This window comes from Kitasatospora sp. NPDC094028, assembly GCF_049543595.1.
GTDB lineage: Bacteria > Actinomycetota > Actinomycetes > Streptomycetales > Streptomycetaceae > Kitasatospora.
The window spans coordinates 105,583-122,179 of record NZ_JBMVFA010000006.1 but is presented as its reverse complement, the minus strand read 5'-3'; the positions used below and the strand labels follow the sequence as shown (position 1 = coordinate 122,179).

The 16,597-nt window shown below is 75.9% G+C and carries 15 protein-coding genes; 6 read left to right on the top strand and 9 right to left on the bottom strand.

All coding sequences use genetic code 11. The features are described from left to right. Window positions 1-87 precede the first annotated feature (87 nt). Window positions 88-312 (bottom strand): hypothetical protein, encoded by a 225-nt coding sequence (locus ACPC54_RS12290; RefSeq protein ID WP_498964059.1) that lies wholly within the window; start codon window positions 310-312, stop codon window positions 88-90. After that, window positions 309-3,527 (bottom strand): SNF2-related protein, encoded by a 3,219-nt coding sequence (locus ACPC54_RS12285; protein WP_498964057.1) that lies wholly within the window; start codon window positions 3,525-3,527, stop codon window positions 309-311. Before ACPC54_RS12285 ends, ACPC54_RS12290 begins: the two co-directional genes overlap by 4 nt. 165 nt (window positions 3,528-3,692) lie before the next feature. On the opposite strand from ACPC54_RS12285, the gene ACPC54_RS12280 reads away from it, so the two are divergent. Further along, on the top strand, window positions 3,693-4,307 hold the full coding sequence (locus ACPC54_RS12280; RefSeq protein WP_498964055.1) for a YceI family protein: 615 nt from the start codon (window positions 3,693-3,695) through the stop codon (window positions 4,305-4,307). An 86-nt stretch (window positions 4,308-4,393) separates the two neighbouring features. Here ACPC54_RS12280 and ACPC54_RS12275 read toward each other — a convergent pair whose 3' ends face one another. Further along, window positions 4,394-5,362, bottom strand: coding sequence for a LysR family transcriptional regulator (locus ACPC54_RS12275; RefSeq protein WP_498964053.1), 969 nt, complete (start codon window positions 5,360-5,362; stop codon window positions 4,394-4,396). 161 nt (window positions 5,363-5,523) lie between these two features. Between ACPC54_RS12275 and ACPC54_RS12270 the strand changes: the two genes are divergently transcribed. Together ACPC54_RS12270 and ACPC54_RS12265 are read left to right on the top strand one after the other, a co-directional pair. After that, window positions 5,524-6,804 (top strand): MFS transporter, encoded by a 1,281-nt coding sequence (locus ACPC54_RS12270; protein ID WP_498964051.1) that lies wholly within the window; start codon window positions 5,524-5,526, stop codon window positions 6,802-6,804. Window positions 6,805-6,814: 10 nt separating this feature from the next. Then, on the top strand, window positions 6,815-7,294 hold the full coding sequence (locus tag ACPC54_RS12265; RefSeq protein WP_498964049.1) for a macro domain-containing protein: 480 nt from the start codon (window positions 6,815-6,817) through the stop codon (window positions 7,292-7,294). A gap of 46 nt (window positions 7,295-7,340) precedes the next feature. Here the strand turns inward: ACPC54_RS12265 and ACPC54_RS12260 are convergent, their stop codons facing one another. Further along, the gene (locus ACPC54_RS12260; protein WP_498964047.1) at window positions 7,341-7,946 is read right to left on the bottom strand and encodes a GNAT family N-acetyltransferase; all 606 of its coding nucleotides are present in this window, start codon (window positions 7,944-7,946) and stop codon (window positions 7,341-7,343) included. A 184-nt stretch (window positions 7,947-8,130) separates the two neighbouring features. Between ACPC54_RS12260 and ACPC54_RS12255 the strand changes: the two genes are divergently transcribed. Then, window positions 8,131-8,955, top strand: coding sequence for a TetR/AcrR family transcriptional regulator (locus ACPC54_RS12255; RefSeq protein WP_498964045.1), 825 nt, complete (start codon window positions 8,131-8,133; stop codon window positions 8,953-8,955). 110 nt (window positions 8,956-9,065) lie between these two features. Here the strand turns inward: ACPC54_RS12255 and ACPC54_RS12250 are convergent, their stop codons facing one another. Further along, the gene (locus tag ACPC54_RS12250) at window positions 9,066-10,346 is read right to left on the bottom strand and encodes a GNAT family N-acetyltransferase (RefSeq protein ID WP_498964043.1); all 1,281 of its coding nucleotides are present in this window, start codon (window positions 10,344-10,346) and stop codon (window positions 9,066-9,068) included. A gap of 56 nt (window positions 10,347-10,402) precedes the next feature. Beyond that, entirely contained in the window at window positions 10,403-10,915 is a 513-nt protein-coding gene (locus ACPC54_RS12245; protein WP_498964041.1) for a GNAT family N-acetyltransferase, read from the bottom strand. A gap of 291 nt (window positions 10,916-11,206) precedes the next feature. On the opposite strand from ACPC54_RS12245, the gene ACPC54_RS12240 reads away from it, so the two are divergent. After that, entirely contained in the window at window positions 11,207-11,509 is a 303-nt protein-coding gene (locus ACPC54_RS12240; RefSeq protein ID WP_498964039.1) for a hypothetical protein, read from the top strand. Between the two features lie 56 nt (window positions 11,510-11,565). Continuing rightward, window positions 11,566-11,967 (top strand): type II toxin-antitoxin system VapC family toxin, encoded by a 402-nt coding sequence (locus ACPC54_RS12235; RefSeq protein ID WP_498964037.1) that lies wholly within the window; start codon window positions 11,566-11,568, stop codon window positions 11,965-11,967. Window positions 11,968-11,973: 6 nt separating this feature from the next. Here ACPC54_RS12235 and ACPC54_RS12230 read toward each other — a convergent pair whose 3' ends face one another. The 3 genes from ACPC54_RS12230 to ACPC54_RS12220 all read right to left on the bottom strand — a co-directional run bounded on the left by ACPC54_RS12230 (window position 11,974) and on the right by ACPC54_RS12220 (window position 16,467). Continuing rightward, window positions 11,974-13,236, bottom strand: a complete 1,263-nt coding sequence (locus tag ACPC54_RS12230) for a C40 family peptidase (RefSeq protein ID WP_498964035.1) — start codon at window positions 13,234-13,236, stop codon at window positions 11,974-11,976. A 252-nt stretch (window positions 13,237-13,488) separates the two neighbouring features. Beyond that, window positions 13,489-14,586, bottom strand: a complete 1,098-nt coding sequence (locus ACPC54_RS12225) for a hypothetical protein (protein WP_498964033.1) — start codon at window positions 14,584-14,586, stop codon at window positions 13,489-13,491. 90 nt (window positions 14,587-14,676) lie between these two features. Continuing rightward, window positions 14,677-16,467 (bottom strand): threonine/serine exporter family protein, encoded by a 1,791-nt coding sequence (locus ACPC54_RS12220; RefSeq protein WP_498964031.1) that lies wholly within the window; start codon window positions 16,465-16,467, stop codon window positions 14,677-14,679. Between the last annotated feature and the right edge of the window lie 130 nt (window positions 16,468-16,597).

Here is a 16,597-nt window from a genome sequence, read left to right as displayed (position 1 = left end):
CCGGGACCGGGCTCGGCGACGCCGGCCGGGCGGGCGTCGGCGGTGTCGGTCACGGCCGGGACGCTACCGCACGGCAGCGGGCGGGGCTCAGGCCCGGAAGGCGTCGTAGGCGGGGGCGAGCAGGGCGGCCAGGTCGCGGCCGTGCGCGGTGATGCCGGCGCGGCCGAGGCGGGCGAGCGAGGAGGCGTCCGGCGTGACGTCCGCCCCGGTGTCGTCCGCGTCCGGCCGCAGGGTGAAGTCGCCGCGCCAGTAGGCGGCGACGTTGACCATCGGGGCGTCCTGGGCAGGCTGTCGCGGCGGCTGCTCGTTCACGCGTCCTCCTCGGCGACGGCGTCCTCGCGGGTCAGGGTGACCAGTTCGCGCAGCTCGTCGAGCGGCAGCTCGGTGAGCCGGTGCTCCCCCTCCGCCACCACGGCCTCGGCCAACGAGCGCTTGGCGGCGAGGAGTTCGTCGATCCGCTCCTCGACGGTGCCGACGCAGACCAGGCGGCGGACCTGGACGTCCCGGCGCTGGCCGATCCGGAACGCGCGGTCGGTGGCCTGCTCCTCGACCGCCGGGTTCCACCAACGGTCCAGGTGGATCACCTGGTTGGCGGCGGTCAGGTTGAGGCCGGTGCCGCCGGCCCGCAGCGAGAGCAGGAACACCCGTGGCCCGCCCGGGGATTGGAAGCGCTCGACCAGCTCCTCCCGGCGGGCGCGCGGGACGCCGCCGTGCAGGTACAGCACCTCCTCGCCGAGCCGGCGCTCCAGGTACGGGCGGAGCATCGCGCCGAACTCGGCGTACTGGGTGAAGACCAGCGTCCGGTCCCCCTCGGCCAGCGCCTCCTCCAGCAGCTCGGCGAGCCGGGCGACCTTGCCCGAGCGCTCACCCAACGGCGAACCGTCGTGCAGGAGTTGGGCCGGGTGGTTGCAGGCCTGCTTGAGCTTGCCGATCGCGGCGAGCACCGTGCCGCGCCGCTCCACGCCCCGGATGCCCTCGACCCGCCGCAGCAGGTCGGCCACCACCGCCTGGTAGAGGCCGGCCTGTTCGGCGGTGAGGTTGCACCAGACGGTCATCTCCTGCTTGGCCGGGAGCTCGGCCGCCACCGCCGGGTCGGACTTGAGCCGGCGCAGCACGAACGGCGCGGTGCGGCGCCGGAGTTCACCGGTGCGCTCGGGGTTGCGGTGCAGCTCGACCGGGATCGCGTAGCGCTCCTTGAAGCGCTCGGCCGGGCCGAGCAGGCCGGGGTTGGCGAAGTCCAGCACGGCGTGCAGTTCGGAGAGCCGGTTCTCCACCGGGGTGCCGGTCAGGGCGATCCGGTGCCGGGCGACCGGCAGCGCGCGGATCGCCCGGGCCTGCGCGGTGCCGGCGCTCTTGACGTGCTGCGCCTCGTCGGCGACGACCCGGCGCCAGCGGATCGCGCGCAGTGCGGCGAGGTCGCGCTGGACCAGCCCGTAGGTGGTGACGACCAGGTCCGCGCCCCGCACGGCGTCGGCGAGTCGGTCGGGCCCGAGGCGTCCGGAGCCGTGGTGGACGTACCGGCGCAGGCCGGGGGCGAAGCGCTCGGCCTCCCGCTGCCAGTTGCCGACCAGGGACATCGGGCAGACCAGCAGGGTGGGGCCGGTGGCCCCCTCGGACTTCTCCGCGGCCAGCAGGGCGAGAGTCTGGACGGTCTTGCCGAGGCCCATGTCGTCGGCCAGCACGGCGCCGAGGCCGAGGTCGGACATCGTCCGCAGCCAGGCCAGTCCGCGCCGCTGGTACGGGCGCAGCTCGGCCCGGAAGTCCGGTGGCGGGTCGGCGGCGGCGGAACCGCCGGCTCCCGGCCCGGCGTCGGCGGTGCGCCCGGCGAGCAGGTCGCCGAGCGGGCCGTCCACCCGGACGGAGGTGACCGGCAGCCCGGCGACGGTCGCCTCCGGGTCGAGGGCGAGCCGCAGCAGGTCGGCGGCGGGCAGCAGGCCGTCGCGCTGCTCGGCGAGGAAGGCGAGGGCGGCGGCGATCTGGGCCGGGTCGGCCTCCAGCCAGGTGCCCCGGACCCGGACCAGCTCCTGCTTGGCGGCGGCGAGGTCGGCCAGTTCCCGCTCGGTGAGCGGGGGGCCGTCCGGGCCGAGCGCGGCCTGCCAGCGGAAGGCGACCACGGCGTCGTGGTCGACCTGGCTGCCGACGGCGAGCGAGCCGGGCGCGGACGGGGCGGCGGCGCGCAGGGCGAGGCCGAGCCGGGGGCGGCGGCGCCACCAGGCGGGCAGCAGCACGCCGAAGCCGGCCTCGGCGAGGGCGGGGGCGGCGGTGCGCAGGAAGTCCAGCGCGCCGGCCCGGTCGAGCGGCAGGGCGGACGGGCGGGCGCGGTGGCGCAGCGCGTCCAGGGCGGGCCAGCGGTGGGCGGCGCGGGCGAGTTCGGCGACCAGGACGTCGGCCGGGTCGGCGGCCCGGCCGGCGGCGTGGTCGACGGCGGCGTGGTCGACGGCGGCGCAGGCGGTCGCGCGGCCGAGCGCGGCCTCGGCGGCGCCGCCCTCGTGCAGGTCGGCGGCGCGGACCAGCAGCGAGGGCTCGTCGACGGCCTGGAGCAGGAACTCCAGCCGCCAGGCGTCGTCGGAGGGGCGGCCCTCCGGGTCGTCCGCGTCGGGGCCGAGCGGTTCGACCAGGCGGAAGCAGAGCCGCAGCGCGGGCTCGGCGGGCTCGGCGGCGGCGTACCAGGCGGCGAGCCGGTCGTGCAGCGCGGCGAAGTCCTCGGGCGGGGCGGCGACCTCGGCGGCGGGGCCGGTGAGGGCCTGCAGCCAGCGTTCGGGGGTGGTGGCGCCGGCCGGGAAGGGCGCCCCGGCCAGGGCGGCGCGGGCCTCGGCGTCCACCAGGGCGCCGAGCGCGTGCTCCAGCAGTGCCTCGCCGGTGGGGGCGGGGGCGGAGGGCCACTCCCCCCGCAGGACGGGCGGGCAGCCCGCCGCCAGCGCGGCGGCCTCGCGGCGCCCGGCCGGGGTGAGGTCGGGCCGCCAGCGGGCCTGCGGGCGGCCGTCGCCGTCGCCGTTTCCGTGGACGGCCCGCGGCAGCACCCGGCCGTGCCCGACCGCCCGCCACGCGAGGTCGTGCACGCCGGTGAGCCAGCGCAGCGAAGGCCCGTGGACGACCTCGACCCGGCCGGTGCCGGGCAGGTCGGCGTCGGTGACGGCCCAGTGCGGGTCGAAGACCTCGCCGAGCAGCTGGGCGGCCGCCCCGGGTTCGAAGAGCAGGGCGGGCACCCGCCAGGGGGTGAGCACGGCGCCGCCGCGCGGCGGGGTGACCGCCAGGTCGGGCGAGGGCGCGGGCAGCGCGCCGACGGTGGGGAGCAGCAGGCCGGCCCAGCGTTCGGGGGCCTGCGCGGCGAGCCAGCCGAGGCCGGGGCCGATACCGCCGAGCAGGGCGGCCAGCTCGCCGGCCGGGCAGGCGTACGGGTGGGCGTGCGGGGCGGGCCGGTCGGACCGGGGGGTGGTGCTGGTCAGGGCGCGGGGGTAGGCGCGGGCGTCCTCGGCCCAGAGCGCCAGCCGGCCGTCCGCCCGCCACAGCGCGTGCAGGACGAACATCGGGACTCCCAGGGGCGGACGGCGGGGCTCTTCGCAGCCTAACCGGGGGATCCGACACTCTTCCGGACGCATTGGTTGAAACTTGTACGAGATGGGGCTACAGTGGAGTCAACAAGTTGAAGCCTAAACAAATGGCTTCGGACCCGAGGAGGAGGTGGGCCCGCCATGGGCCTGTTCAACCGCAGCAAGACCGCCACCACCACCGTCACCGCCGTCCAGACCCCGGCCGGCCCGGACCTCGCCCACCTGAGCGGCGACTGGGCGATCGACGCCATGCACAGCGAGGTCGGCTTCTCGGTCCGCCACGCGATGGTCACCAACGTCAAGGGCCGCTTCACCGAGTACGACGGCAAGCTGCACCTGGACGGCAGCATCCCGGCCAACTCCTCGGCGGAGCTGGTGATCAAGGTCGCCAGCATCGACACCAACCAGGCCCAGCGCGACGAGCACCTGCGCACCGGCGACTTCTTCGCCGCCGACAGCTACCCGGAGATCCGCTTCCGCAGCACCTCCGTCGAGCGGCTGAACGGCGACACCTACCGGATGAACGGTGACCTGACCATCAAGGACGCCACCCGTCCGGTCGTCCTCGACCTGGAGTACACCGGCAGCGCCACCGACGCGTACGGCGCCGAGCGGGTCGGCTTCGAGGGCAAGGCCGTCGTCGACCGCACCGAGTTCGGCCTGACCTACAACGCGGCCCTGGAGACCGGCGGCGTGCTGATCGGCGAGAAGGTCAAGCTCAGCTTCGACATCTCCGCCGTGAAGGCCGCCGCCTGACCCGGCCGCCCCCGAAACGCACCGTCCCTGCCGGTCCCCCCCTCGGCAGGGGCGGTGTTCCGTTCCCGACCGGCCCCGCGGCACGCTCAGCCCAGCAGCGCCGCGTCCGGCGCGGGCAGCCAGCTGCCCGGCGGGCGCCGCAGCCAGCCCTCGGCCGCCCCGAGTCCGGCGGCCGCGCCGGCCAGCGCCCGCAGCCCCGGGTGGCGCTCGCCGGGCCGGTGCACCAGGCTGACCAGGCTCAGCGGCACCGGCTCCACCAGCGGCACGTTCACCGCGCCCGGGATGCGCGGCCCGCCGACCGTGGTGAGCATCGGATCGCCGTGCCGGGCCAGGTAGCGGGCGGTCTCGTCCACCCCCACCGGCGGGACGTACGGCGCGGCCGCCGTCAGTCCGTGCTCGCGCAGCAGCCGGGTGCCGAGGTCGGTCCACTCGGTGGTGGCCGGGTTGCCCGCGCAGACGTCGACCGGGTGCCCCGCGAGGTCCGCGAGCCGCAGCGCGGGCCGGCCGGCGAGCGGGTGGGTGGCCGCCATCATCACCGACATCCGCTCCAACCGCACCGGCAGCTGGGCGAGTTGGTCGCGCACCCCGGCGGGCAGCCCGGCGAAGCGGCCGAACGAGGCGTCCAGCCGGTGCGCCAGCAGCTCGGCGGCCGCGGCCGCCAATCCGCCGTGGAAACGGGCCAGCAGCTCGCCCTCCGGCCAGGCGGCGCGGGCCCGTTCGAGCACCCGGTCGGCGGTCAGGTCCGGGCCGTCGACATCGCTGTTGAGGTCGAGCAGCAGCGGCCGGGCGGCGGCCGCGGCCCCGGCCAGGATCTCGTCGTGCAGCGCGAGCAGCCGGCGCGCCTGGGGCAGCAACCGCCGCCCGGCCGGGGTGAGTTCGACGCTGCGGGTGGTGCGGCTGAACAGCGCGTCGCCGAGCAGCGCCTCCAGGGCCCGGATGTCGCGGCTGAGCGCCTGCTGCGCGACGTGCAGCCCCGCGGCCGCCCGGCCGAAGTGCAGGGTCTCGGCGGTCGCGACGAAGCCGCGCAGCAGACGGGGGTGCAGGTCACGGGGCATGGGCGGCAGACTAACAACCGGGCCGGACCGCGGGGATCATGGGCGACCGGGACGGATCGACAACACCCTGTTGTGAATGCGGCGGAACAGGTGTTGGACCGCGGGCCGCCGCCCCCGCCAAGCTGACGGGCATCCCCACTCCCTTTCCGCCCAGGAGCCCCATGCCCCCGCGCGCCCTCATCCCCTCCTACCGCCGCCTGTTCACCGCCCCCGGCACCGCCGCGTTCACCCTCGCCGGGCTGCTCGGCCGGCTCGCGATGTCGATGAGCGGCGTCTCGCTGGTCGTGCTGCTCACCGAGCGGCGCGGCTCGTACGCGCTGGCCGGCACCGTCGCGGCGGCCGGGCTGGTCACCGGCGCGGTCGGCATGCCGCTGTTCGGACGGCTGGTGGACCGGTACGGGCAGGCGCGCGTCGCCGTGCCGGCCGCCCTGTACGTCACCGTGCCGCTCGCCGCACTGCTGCTGTGCGTCCGGCTCGGCGCACCGGACTGGACGCTGCCGATCTGCTGGGCCGCCGGCGCCGCCGCGCCCAACCTCGGCGGCATGGCCCGGGCCCGCTGGGCGCACCTGTACCGGGACGACCCGGCCGCCCGGCACCTGGCCAACTCGCTCGAACAGTCCCTGGACGAGCTCTGCTTCATGTCCGGCCCGGTGCTCGGGATGCTGCTCAGCACGACCTTCGCCCCGGAGGCCGGACTGCTCACCGCCTGGGCCCTGGGCACCACCGGCGCCCTGCTGTTCGCCGCCCAGCGGCGCACCGAACCGCCGCTCGCCGCGGCGGCGGGCGACGGGCCGCGCGGCGGTTCGCCGCTGCGGGTGCCCGGGCTGCGGGTGCTCGCGCTGACCTTCCTGGCCACCGGCATGGTCTTCGGCTCCACCGAGATCACCACCGTCGCCTACGCCGACGCGCTCGGCCACAAGCCCGCCGCCGGACTGCTGCTGGGCCTGGTCGCGGGCGGATCCTGCGTGGCGGGGCTGCTGTTCGGGCTGCTGACGCCGCGCCGGGCGCCGGGCGCGCGGTTCCTCACCGGGGTGGCCGCGATGGCCGGGGTGCTGTTGCTGCCGCTCGCCGCCGGGCTGGGCGGCGTCGGGCTGGTGCCGCTCGGAGCGGCGCTGTTCGCGGCCGGCACGGCCACCGCGCCGACCATGGTCACCGGGATGACGCTGATCCAGGACCTGCTGCCGCAGCGGCAGTTGAACGAGGGGATGGCGGTGGCGGTGTCCGGCATCGTGGTCGGCATCTCGGCCGGCGCGGCGCTCGCCGGGGCGGTCGCCGAGCACACCGCCCCGGGCACCGGCTACGCCCTGCCCGCCTGCGCGGCCGCCCTCGCCCTGCTGATCGGGCTGGCCGGGCGGCGGCGCCTGCTGGACGCCGGTCGGGACGCCGGCCGGGACGCCGGTCGGCCGGAAAATCCCGCGCCGGCTGTCGGTGCCGCCGTCTAGCGTTCGGGGCATGACGGGGATCAGTTACGTCCGGGGGGATGCCACCGCGCCCGGGGGCAAGGGCGTGAAGGTGATCGCCCACGTCTGCAACGACCTGGGCGGGTGGGGCAAGGGATTCGTCCTCGCGCTGTCCCGCCGGTGGCCCGAGCCCGAGGCCGCGTACCGGCACTGGCACCGGGAGCGCGCGGGGAACGACTTCGGGCTGGGCGCGGTGCAGCTGGTGCGAGTCGGGCCGTACCTCTGGGTGGCCAACCTGGTGGGCCAGCGCGGCATCCGGACCGGCCGCTCCACCGGGGTGCCGGTGCGCTACGAGGCGATCGACGCCGCGCTGGCGAAGCTGGCCGACCACGCGCTGGGCCTCGGCGCCTCCGTCCACATGCCGAGGATCGGCTGCGGGCTGGCCGGCGGCCGCTGGGAGCGGGTCGAACCGCTGGTGACGGCCCGGCTGGTGGCCCGCGGGGTGCCGGTGACGGTCTACGACGCGGGCTGAACCGGCCGGGCCGCCGCGGCCCGCACCCGGCCGGCCACCGCGCCGGCTACCGCGCCGGCGGCCACGCGTAGACGTACTCCGGCAGCACGAAGCCGCCGGGGAAGACCCCGTCCTGTTCGCCGGTCCGCACCCCGCCCTCGCGCTCGTAGAAGGCGATCGCCCGGGTGTTGGCGCGCAGCACCTCCAGGTACAGCTCGGCCGCCGGGTGCCGCTCGGCGACGTGCGCGCGGGCCGCGGCGAACAGGGCGTGGCCGATGCCGCCGCCGGTGAGGCCGGGGCGCACGTGCAGATTGTCGAGCAGCACCCGGCCGTCCCACTCGGGGACGAGGTAGGCGAACCCGACCGTCTCGCCGTCGCGCTCGGCGATCAGCAGTTCGGGGGTCCACTCCGGGCCGCCGTAGTCGACGGTCAGCCGCAGCTCCCACAGCTGGTGCCGCTCGTCGGCCAGCCCGTCGCCGAGCGCCGCGGCGGGGACGAGGTCGCGGTAGGCGGTGCGCCAGCTGGTCGCGTGCAGCTCGGCGACGGCGCCCGCGTCCGCCGGGCCGCCGCGCCGGACGGCGACCTGCCCGGCCCGCTCGGCCCGCTCGCCCTGCCCGGCCCGTCCGCCCGGCTCCCCCGGTCCGCCCGGTTCGAAGCGCTCAGAACTGATCATGTGACGATCCTCCTACGAGTTGGAGTTGAACGCGTTCAATCGATGCCCCTAGAGTGCTCTCACCGAACTTCCGAACGTGTTCCACCTCAGGGGGCGGCGCGTGCGGTACCGGATGCGGAGGGGGCATCCGGTGCCGTACGCACCGACAACCACCCCGGCCCCGGCTCCGGTTAGGCTCGTCCCCGTGGACGACCTGGCAGCGACGAACCGAACGGACGGCGAGCACGGGCCCGCCGACACCCCGGCGGCCCCGCGGGCGGAGCGCGAGCCGCTGCCCGCCGCGGAGAGCGGCGCACTGCCCGGCGGCCGGGCGCAGCCGAAGACCGACAAGAGCGAGGCGACCAGGGCGCTGATCCTGGAGACGGCCATGCGGCTGTTCCAGGAGCGGGGCTACGAGAAGACCACCATGCGCGCGATCGCCGCCGAGGCGGGCGTCTCGGTCGGCAACGCCTACTACTACTTCTCCGCGAAAGAGTTCCTGATCCAGGGGTTCTACGACCGGATGACCCACGACCACGCCGCCGACGCCCGGCGCCGGATGGCGCACACCCGGGACTTCACCGAGCGCCTGGAGATCGCGCTGGCCTCCTGGCTCGACACGGCGGCGCCGTACCACGAGTTCTCCGCGCAGTTCTTCCGCACCGCCGCCGACCCGACCAGCTCGCTGAGCCCGTTCTCCGACGAGTCCCACCCGGCCCGGGCCACCGCCGTCGAGCTGTTCCGCGAGGTCCTGGTCGGCTCCGAGCTGGCGCCGAAGCTGGACGCCGAACTGGTCGAGCTGCTGCCCGACGTGCTCTGGCTCTACCTGATGATCGTGGTGCTGTACTGGGTCTTCGACCGGACCCCGGACACCGAGCGGACCAGGGAGTTCGTCCGGCGCTCCACGCCGATGTCGGCCCGGGTCATCAACCTGTCGCGCTACCGGGTGTTCCGGCCGATCGTCCGGGACGCCAAGGGCCTCATCCAGGACTTCATCCTGCCGACCATCGGCAGGACGGCCGTCAAGTAGCCGGCTCCGCGGCCGGTTCCGCGGCCGGTTCCGCGGTCGATTCCGCGGCCGGTTCGGACAGGCCGGAGGCCGGACCGCCGCCGCGGTCCGGCCTCCGACGGTGTGCCGGCTCAGAAGATGTCCGGCGTCCAGGCCTGCAGCGGGGCGCGCAGCAGCAGATCGGCGGCGGCCGCCGCGCCCGGGCGCAGCTCCGTCACCAGGCCGGCCGCGGCGAGCCGCGCGACCGTCTCCGAGCCGAGGTGGATCGAGCCCAACTCGCGTGCGCCCAGGGCGATGTCGGCGTCGTCGGTGGTCCGGGTGCAGCGGCCGGCGCCGCCCTCGCCGACCTCGATCGCCCAGCGGCCGGAGGCGTAGCCGAGCCCGTCCTCGACCTCCAGCACCACCCGGCCGGGCGCCCCGTACGTCCGGGCGTCGAAGGCCGCCTCGACGTCCAGCACCCGGACCCAGGTGAAGTCGGCGTTGGCCGCGTGCGGGGTGGCCCCGCGCGGGTCGTTGAGCAGCAGCGGCAGCGGGTCGTCCGGGCCGAGGTTGGACACCGAGACCTTGCGCACCCAGTCGACGGAGAGGACCAGGCGCCACAGCGCGGCGGCCGCCGCCAGGTCGAGCGCGAGGAAGTCGGCGACGTTGAGCGTGCAGTTCGGGTAGCTGCCGTCCCAGCTGTCGGTGACCCGGTAGGTCACCAGGCCGGTGACGGTGCCCTCGCCGTCCCGGTGGACGGCCGCGAAGGGCTCCGAGAAGCCCTCGGCCGGGTCCACCACCGCGCCGGTGCGGCGCTTCCACCACTGCGCGGAGCGGGCGATCGCGCCGGGCTGGACGAGCCGCCAGCGGTCGTGCAACTCCGGCCCGATCTCGCCCAGTTCCGCCATGGTCACGAAGTCGACCCGGCCACCGGGGGCGGTCGGCAGGTCCTCGCGCAGCCCCCGCGCGCGCTGCAGGTCGATGTTCCAGCCGTGGCCGCGGGTGGCCGGGCCGAAGCCGTACCGGCCGTAGATGGCGTACTCGGCGGCGATCAGGATGGCGACCGCCGTGCCGCGCCCGGCGGCGGCGGCCAGCTCCCGGCGCATCATGGCGCCGAGCAGACCGCGGCGGCGGTGGGTGGCGAGGACGGACACGTTGGTGATCGCGTCGGCCGTCACGGTGGCGCCGCCCGGCACCGTCAGCTCCACGTCGAAGCCCCTGAACGTGGCGACCATCCGCTCGCCGTCGAGGCCGGCCAGCCAGCGGCCCGGCCGCCAGTCCTCACGGCGCAGCCCGGTCGCGGCCGGCACGTGCGGGCGATGGAACCCCAGAAGCAACGCCCTTTCCCAGGCGGCGACTTCGTCCTCGGCGACCGCCCGGACGGTGAGCCCGTTCACGACGTCCACGGTCGTCTCGTCAATGCTGTTGCCCATGGAGCCCCACCGTAGGGCGGCTCCACGGGCACGGCATCCGATTTATTTCGTGCGCGTCATTCCCCGGCCGCGCCGGTGTGCTCCCCGGCCACGACCACCCAGTGGTTGGTCCGCAGCCGGCGGTCGGCGAAGTCCAGGTCGCGTTCGCCGCGCAGCCGGAAGCCGAGCGACCGACAGATCCCGTTGGACGGACCGTTGGTGACCCCGGGGTTGGCCTCGATCTCGCCCCACCGGCCGTCCCGGGCGGCCTCGTCCAGCAGCATCCGGACCCCCGCCTTGGCCAGGCCCTTCCCCTGGAACTCGGGCAGCACCGCCCAACCGATCTCGGAGACGGTGACGCCGCCCTCCGCCATCGACCAGAGCACCACCCCGCCGGCCGTCCGCCCCTCGTCGTCGAGGATCATCCGGGCCCAGAGGGTGTCCTGCGCGACGCCCTCGACGTCCTTGCGCAGCCGCGCCTCCACCGCCTCCCGCGGCAACGGCCCGCCCAACTCCGCCATCATCTCCGCGTCGCACCGCATCCGGACGTACGCCTCGACGTCCCCCGCCTCGACATTCCGCAGTCGCACCGCGCCCTCCTCCATCGATCGGAGCGGCCACCCTAGCCGCCGCCTCCGACAACCGGCGGCGCCGGTGCCGACGGCCTCCGGGGGCCCTGCCCGGCGACCCACATCTACGGCGACGACCACACCGGCCGATTGACGGCCTGTCAGCACCGGCTCCACCCGGCGCGGGCGATCGGCGCGCCGACTGCCGGCTCTTCTCGGCACCGGCCCGGGCAGGCTCCGGGAGGCCCTCCGGTCCGCGGCCGAGTAGCCTACGGCCGTCGTGATCTTCGATCGGCGGACTGTGGGGGAATCATGGGAGTCGCGGAGCTGCTCGCGGAGAAGGACGCCCGGGCGCGGCGCAGGAGCGCCACGGCGGGCCGGGCCGGCACGGTGGCCGTGTGGCTGGTCGTCTCGGCCGGCTGGCTCTGGACGGGCTACCTCGCCTTCGTGGACACCTGCGAGCCGAACGGCTACCACCGCGACTGCGCGAACCAGAACTCCGTCGTCATCCGGACCGCCCTGCTCACCGGCCTGGTGACGGCCTGCTGGCTGTACGCCCGGGCGGTGCGCCGGATCCGGCGGCTGGAGGAGGAGCTGGACGCGCTGCGGCCGTAGCGCTCCTGCGGTTCACTGGTCGGCGAACGTCCCGCGCACCGAGGAGGCCGACGCCCGTGGCGACGTACGTGATCACCCCGGAGGTGGCCCTCCGGCTCGCCCGGGACGACCGGCCGCTCCCGGACGGGCGGAAGCTGCTCGCCCCGACGCTGCTGCGCTCGCAGCTGCTGGCGCTGCTCTACGGCGCCGTCCGCCGGGGCGAGCTGACCGCGAAGGACGCCGAGCGGGCCCTCGACCGGGTGCGGGCGCTGCGCGTCCGGCTGCTCGGCGACCGGGTGCTGCAGTCGACCGCCTGGCGGATCGCCGAGCGGCTGGACGCGCCGGACACGCTCGACGCCGAGTACCTGGCGCTGACCCGGCTGCAGGCCGACGCCCTGGTCACCCTCGACCCCGCCCTCGCCACCGCCGCCCGCGGCGTCGTCCCGCTCGCCCCCTTCGAGGCACTGTTCGAACACTAGGGCGCGTCAGGGCCGGCCGTAGTAGTCCGGGGTGCCCATGATCCAGAGGCTGGCCTGCTTGATCGGCATGCCGGCGCGCGGGGCCTCGACCATCTGGTCGTCGCCGATGTAGAGGCCGACGTGGTGGATGTCGGCGGCGCGGCCGGTCTCGGTCCAGAAGACCAGGTCGCCGGGGCGGAGCTGCCGGTAGGTCACCGGGGTGGACTGGGCGTACTGGTCGGCGGCGAAGTGGTTGAGCTGCTTGCCGCCGGTGCGCCAGGCCATCATGGTCAGGCCCGAACAGTCGTAGCCGGCCGGGCCCTCGCCGCCCCAGACGTACGGCAGGCCGATCTTGGACTTGGCGAAGGCGACGGCGGCGGCCGCGCCCTCGGCGGACCACGGACGGGCGGCGGGCGGCGGCTGGACGGCCGGCCGGGCAGCGGCGGCGTCCTCCGCCTCGGCGGCGGCCCGGGCGGCGGCCTCGGCCTCGCGGGCGGCGATCTCCTCCAGGGCCTCGCGGCGGCGGCGTTCGAGTTCCACGGTGGTGTCGCGGGCGGCGGCGAGTTCGGCGAGCAGCTGTTCACGGCGCTCGCCGGCCGCGGCGACCTCGGTCCGCTGGGCCGCGAGGCGTTCCTCGGCCCGGGCCTTCGCGGCGCCGACCTCGGTGGCGGCCCGTTCGGCGGCCCCGGTGGCGGCCCGGGCGGCGGCGGAGGCGCGGGCGGCCTCGGCGGCGGTGTCGGTGGCGGCGTCCAGGATCTGCCGGGTGCGCCGGCTGGCCGCACCGACGACGGCGGCCCGGTCGCCGGCCTCGCGCGGGCCGTGGGCGGCCAGCAGGGCGTTGATCGCGGAGAGCTCGGCGCCGCCGCCCTGGCGGTACGTTTCGGCGGCGAGCCGCGCGGCGTCCTCGACGGCCGCCGTGCGGGCGGCTTCGGCGGTGTCGGCGCGCCGGGCGGCGGCGGTCTCCTCGGTACGGGCCCGGGTGAGGGCGAGCTGAGCCCCGTTGTAGGCCTCGACGGCCTGTTCGGCGCTCCGGCCGGCCCGGTCGAGGTCGGCCCGGGCGGTGGTGAGCGCGGCCTCCAGGGCGGTGACCGAGGCGGCCTTGCCGTCGGCCCGGGCGCGGGCCCGGTCGACGTCCTCGGCGCTCGGGTACGGGGTCTCGCCCCGGGCCGGTTCGGCGGCCGGATCGCCCACGGCCGGTTCGCCCGTCGCCGGGGCGGCCTGGGCGGCGGGCAGCAGCCCGAGCAGCCCGGTGAGGGACAACAGGAGGGTCGGCAGGAGTCTGCGCGCCACGCGACATCCCTTCTCATGGGTCACGTGCGCGGGGAAGCCCTCGGACCGCGGCGGGCGGGCAGCGGCCGGGGGCAGCTGCGAGCGCGGGGAGGGGAAACCGACGAATCATCCCATCACGTGACAGAACGGTCACACGACGCTCATGTTCTCAACCCGGACGCGTTTCACACCTCGAACGCGCTCGGCCGGCCGAGTGACCATCGGATGATCCGACCAGGACTCAAGTCCAGCCGGTTGCCCGTGGTATACGAACTACCGGCGCGTCCGGCGGGTGTGCGTCCGCAGGTGGGGGTGTCGCTCGGGCCGGCGCTCCAGCCCGGTCGGACGGACGGCGTACGTCCGGCTGCGCCCGGCCCGGACGGTCCGGCGGAACTGCTGCGCCCGGCGGGACCGGCCCGGGCCGCTGCCGGAGGCCCCGTACGCCGCGCCCTCCGCCGAGGCCGGGCGGGCGGGCGCCGTACCGGAGGCGGCCCCGGAGGCGGCCGCCGAGCGGCGGTCGGCGAGCCGGGCGCGGCGGCGGGCCAGCGCCCGGGCGGCGTGCGCGTCGAGGTGGGCGCTGGCCCGCGCGGCCATCCGCTCGGCCACCCGGTGGGCGGCGGGGTGGTTGGCGGGGACCTTGTCGGGGGCGCCGGCGATCAGGTCGAAGAGCCAGGTGCGGGCTCGGTCCGCGCGCCGGTGCAGCAGGCGTTCGCGCCGGAGCGCGCGCGCCCGCCGGCGGGGGCGCGCGGCGTATCGCCAGCGGGCCCACGGGCTGCTCGGCCGGGCCAGCCGGATCGCGCCGATCCAGGACAGGCCGGGGATCATGATGCCGAGCAGGCCCGTCCACACCTTGCCCTTGAACAGGGTGATCACCGAGGCCAGCGCGTTCACCGAGATCACCGTGATGAGACCCCACCTGGTCTCCTCGCCGGGCAGCGCGCCGAACGGCACGTACCCGACCAGCAGCAGGGCGGTGAACAGGATCCCGAAGATCACCGCGTCCACCGACTTGCGGCCCTGCTCGCTCCAGTACACGTCGTCCAGGTGCAGGATCAGCGCGAACTCGTCCAGCACCAGGCCGCAGCCGATGCCGAAGGCCAGCCCGAACCAGTCGATCCACGGGTGCCCGCCGTAGGTGGCGAACACGCCGACGCCGCCGAGCAGCAGGAAGCCCAGGCCGAACACCATGTGGTGGATGTGCAGGCCGCCGGGGGTCACGTTGCCCGGCCACCAGCGGACCTGGGCGCGGATCATCCGCACGCTGAACCGGATGAAGACGAAGGACGTGATGAAGCCGACCAGCAGCAGGAACAGCGGCTGTTTGTGCGCGGCGACGATGTGCTCGCGGTAGCCGTCCAGCAGTGTGGTCATGCCTCTTACCTTCGTTCCTGGTCCTGCGTCCTGCCTGCGGGGAGATGGCCCGGAGCCCAACGCGCCTCCAACACCGGGCTCAACGCGCGGTCAGAACCCCCGGGTGCGCTTGGCCGCGCGGCGCGGCACCACCGGGTAGAGGGACGGCAGCTCGGCGCCGACCGGCAGCTTCAGGAAGAGCCGGGCGATCTCCCCGCCGAGGTTCACCCCGATCGCCAGCGCCATCGCGATCGCCGCGGCCCGGAAGACCGACACCAGGCCGGCCCCGGAGTGCCCCTGGGCGAAGGCCAGCATTCCGAGGTAGAGCGCCGAACCGGGCATCAGCGGGCCGATCGCGGCGGTCACGTACGGCAGCGCCGACCCGTTGCGCGAACGCGCCATCAGCTGGCCGAAGAGGCCGACCAGGCCGGCCGCCACCCCGGTGGCGGCGATCGGGTTGACGCCCGCGTTGTACACCAGCGCGCCGTAGCTGGCCCAGCCGATGCCGCTGTTGAGCGTGACCAGCGGCAGCGTGCGGCGGTCGGTCTGCAGCAGCATCGCGAAGGCCAGCGTCAGCAGCATCGCCGCGACCATCTGGACCGGCGGGTAGCTGATCCCCACCAGGCTCTCGTCCGGGCGCAGCTTCGCCTCGAAGCCGACGCCGAGGTAGAGGATCACCATCACGCCGATCACGATGCCCGCGACCAGGTAGATCACCTCCAGCAGGCGGGCCGCGGCGGTGATGTAGAAGCCCGTCAGGCCGTCCTGGACGGCGGCGACCAGGGCGCGCCCGGGCAGCAGCGCGAACAGGCCGCCGGTGATCACGACCGAGCCGCGCAGGCCCCAGTCGTTGAAGGACAGCACGATCCCGGAGGCGGCGGCGGGCATCGCGGCCGCCACGAACTGGTAGAACTCCGGCAGCCGGCGGCGGGCCAGCGCGGAGGCCAGCCGGTCGCCGAGCACGGCCGCGACGAAGGCGCTCGCGAAGACCAGCCAGGCCTTGTCGTCGACCTTCCCGCCGACCAGGAAGGTGGCGGCGCCGGCCAGCAGACCGGTGGTCAGGGCGAGCAGCCAGGCCGGGTACGGGTGCCGGTTGCGGCGGATCTCGGCGAGCCGGCGGTAGGCGTCGTTGACCGTCACCTTCTCCGCGGTGATGTCCGCGACCAGCTCGTACACCGCGTTCAGCCGGGTGTAGTCGGAGGTGCGGCGGCGCACCACGCGGTCGGCGGTGACCGGCGGCTCGACCAGCGAGGGCTGGTGCGAGATACCGATCAGGGTGAAGGTGACCTGCGGCTCGCAGCGGTCCAGCCGGTAGGCGTGGGCGATGCCGAGCATCGCCGCCTCGACGTCCTCGGCGGCCTCGCCGCTGGCCAGCAGCAGCTCGCCGATGCGCAGCGTCAGGTCGAGGATGCGAGGCACGTTGCGGGCGACACCGGCCGAGGGGTGCAGCTCGCGGGCGGTGCGTTCGAAGGACGGCCGCTCGGACATCGGGGTGCGCAGCAGGGTGCGCATCCGGTCCGGCCAGGGCGCCTCGCCGGGGGCGCCGGCGGTGAGGTCCGGGATCGGGATGCCGGTGGGCGGGGTGTAGCCAGCCGCTCGCCACTCCTCGGGGGTGAGGGTGTCCTCGGCGACCGAGCGCCGCCGGGCCGGGCGCGCCCGGACGGCGTCCGCGGCGGCTGCGGCCGCGGACGCGTCGACGACCAGCTCGGGGTGCGGCCCGGGTTCGGGCTGGGGCTCCGGCTGGGATTCCGGCTGCGGCTCGGGCCTGGGCTCCGGCTCAGGGGTCAGCAGGCCCTTGGTCTCGGGCACGGGCGGGACGAGCGGGATGACGACGGTGGGCTCGACGACCGGCGCCGGGTGGCCCAACAGGCCCTCGGTGGGCGGTGCCTCGGCAGGGGGCACCGGCTTCGGCGGCGCCTGCCGCGCCTGACGGACCGCCCGGCCTCCCCTCGTCCGCTTGCCCGCACCCGGTCGGCCCCGCTTCGGCACTTCCGCTCCTTGCCGCCCCTGGTGGCCGCCCGGCCACTGTTCG

What these genes read in the sequence shown, in the direction of transcription:
- ACPC54_RS12285 (WP_498964057.1), bottom strand. Translation starts at nt 3,527, where the DNA reads ATGTTCGTCCTGCACGCGCTGTGGCGGGCGGACGGCCGGCTGGCGCTC.
- ACPC54_RS12280 (WP_498964055.1), top strand. Translation starts at nt 3,693, where the DNA reads ATGGGCCTGTTCAACCGCAGCAAGACCGCCACCACCACCGTCACCGCC.
- ACPC54_RS12275 (WP_498964053.1), bottom strand. Translation starts at nt 5,362, where the DNA reads ATGCCCCGTGACCTGCACCCCCGTCTGCTGCGCGGCTTCGTCGCGACC.
- ACPC54_RS12270 (WP_498964051.1), top strand. Translation starts at nt 5,524, where the DNA reads ATGCCCCCGCGCGCCCTCATCCCCTCCTACCGCCGCCTGTTCACCGCC.
- ACPC54_RS12265 (WP_498964049.1), top strand. Translation starts at nt 6,815, where the DNA reads ATGACGGGGATCAGTTACGTCCGGGGGGATGCCACCGCGCCCGGGGGC.
- ACPC54_RS12260 (WP_498964047.1), bottom strand. Translation starts at nt 7,946, where the DNA reads ATGATCAGTTCTGAGCGCTTCGAACCGGGCGGACCGGGGGAGCCGGGC.
- ACPC54_RS12250 (WP_498964043.1), bottom strand. Translation starts at nt 10,346, where the DNA reads ATGGGCAACAGCATTGACGAGACGACCGTGGACGTCGTGAACGGGCTC.
- ACPC54_RS12240 (WP_498964039.1), top strand. Translation starts at nt 11,207, where the DNA reads ATGGGAGTCGCGGAGCTGCTCGCGGAGAAGGACGCCCGGGCGCGGCGC.
- ACPC54_RS12225 (WP_498964033.1), bottom strand. Translation starts at nt 14,586, where the DNA reads ATGACCACACTGCTGGACGGCTACCGCGAGCACATCGTCGCCGCGCAC.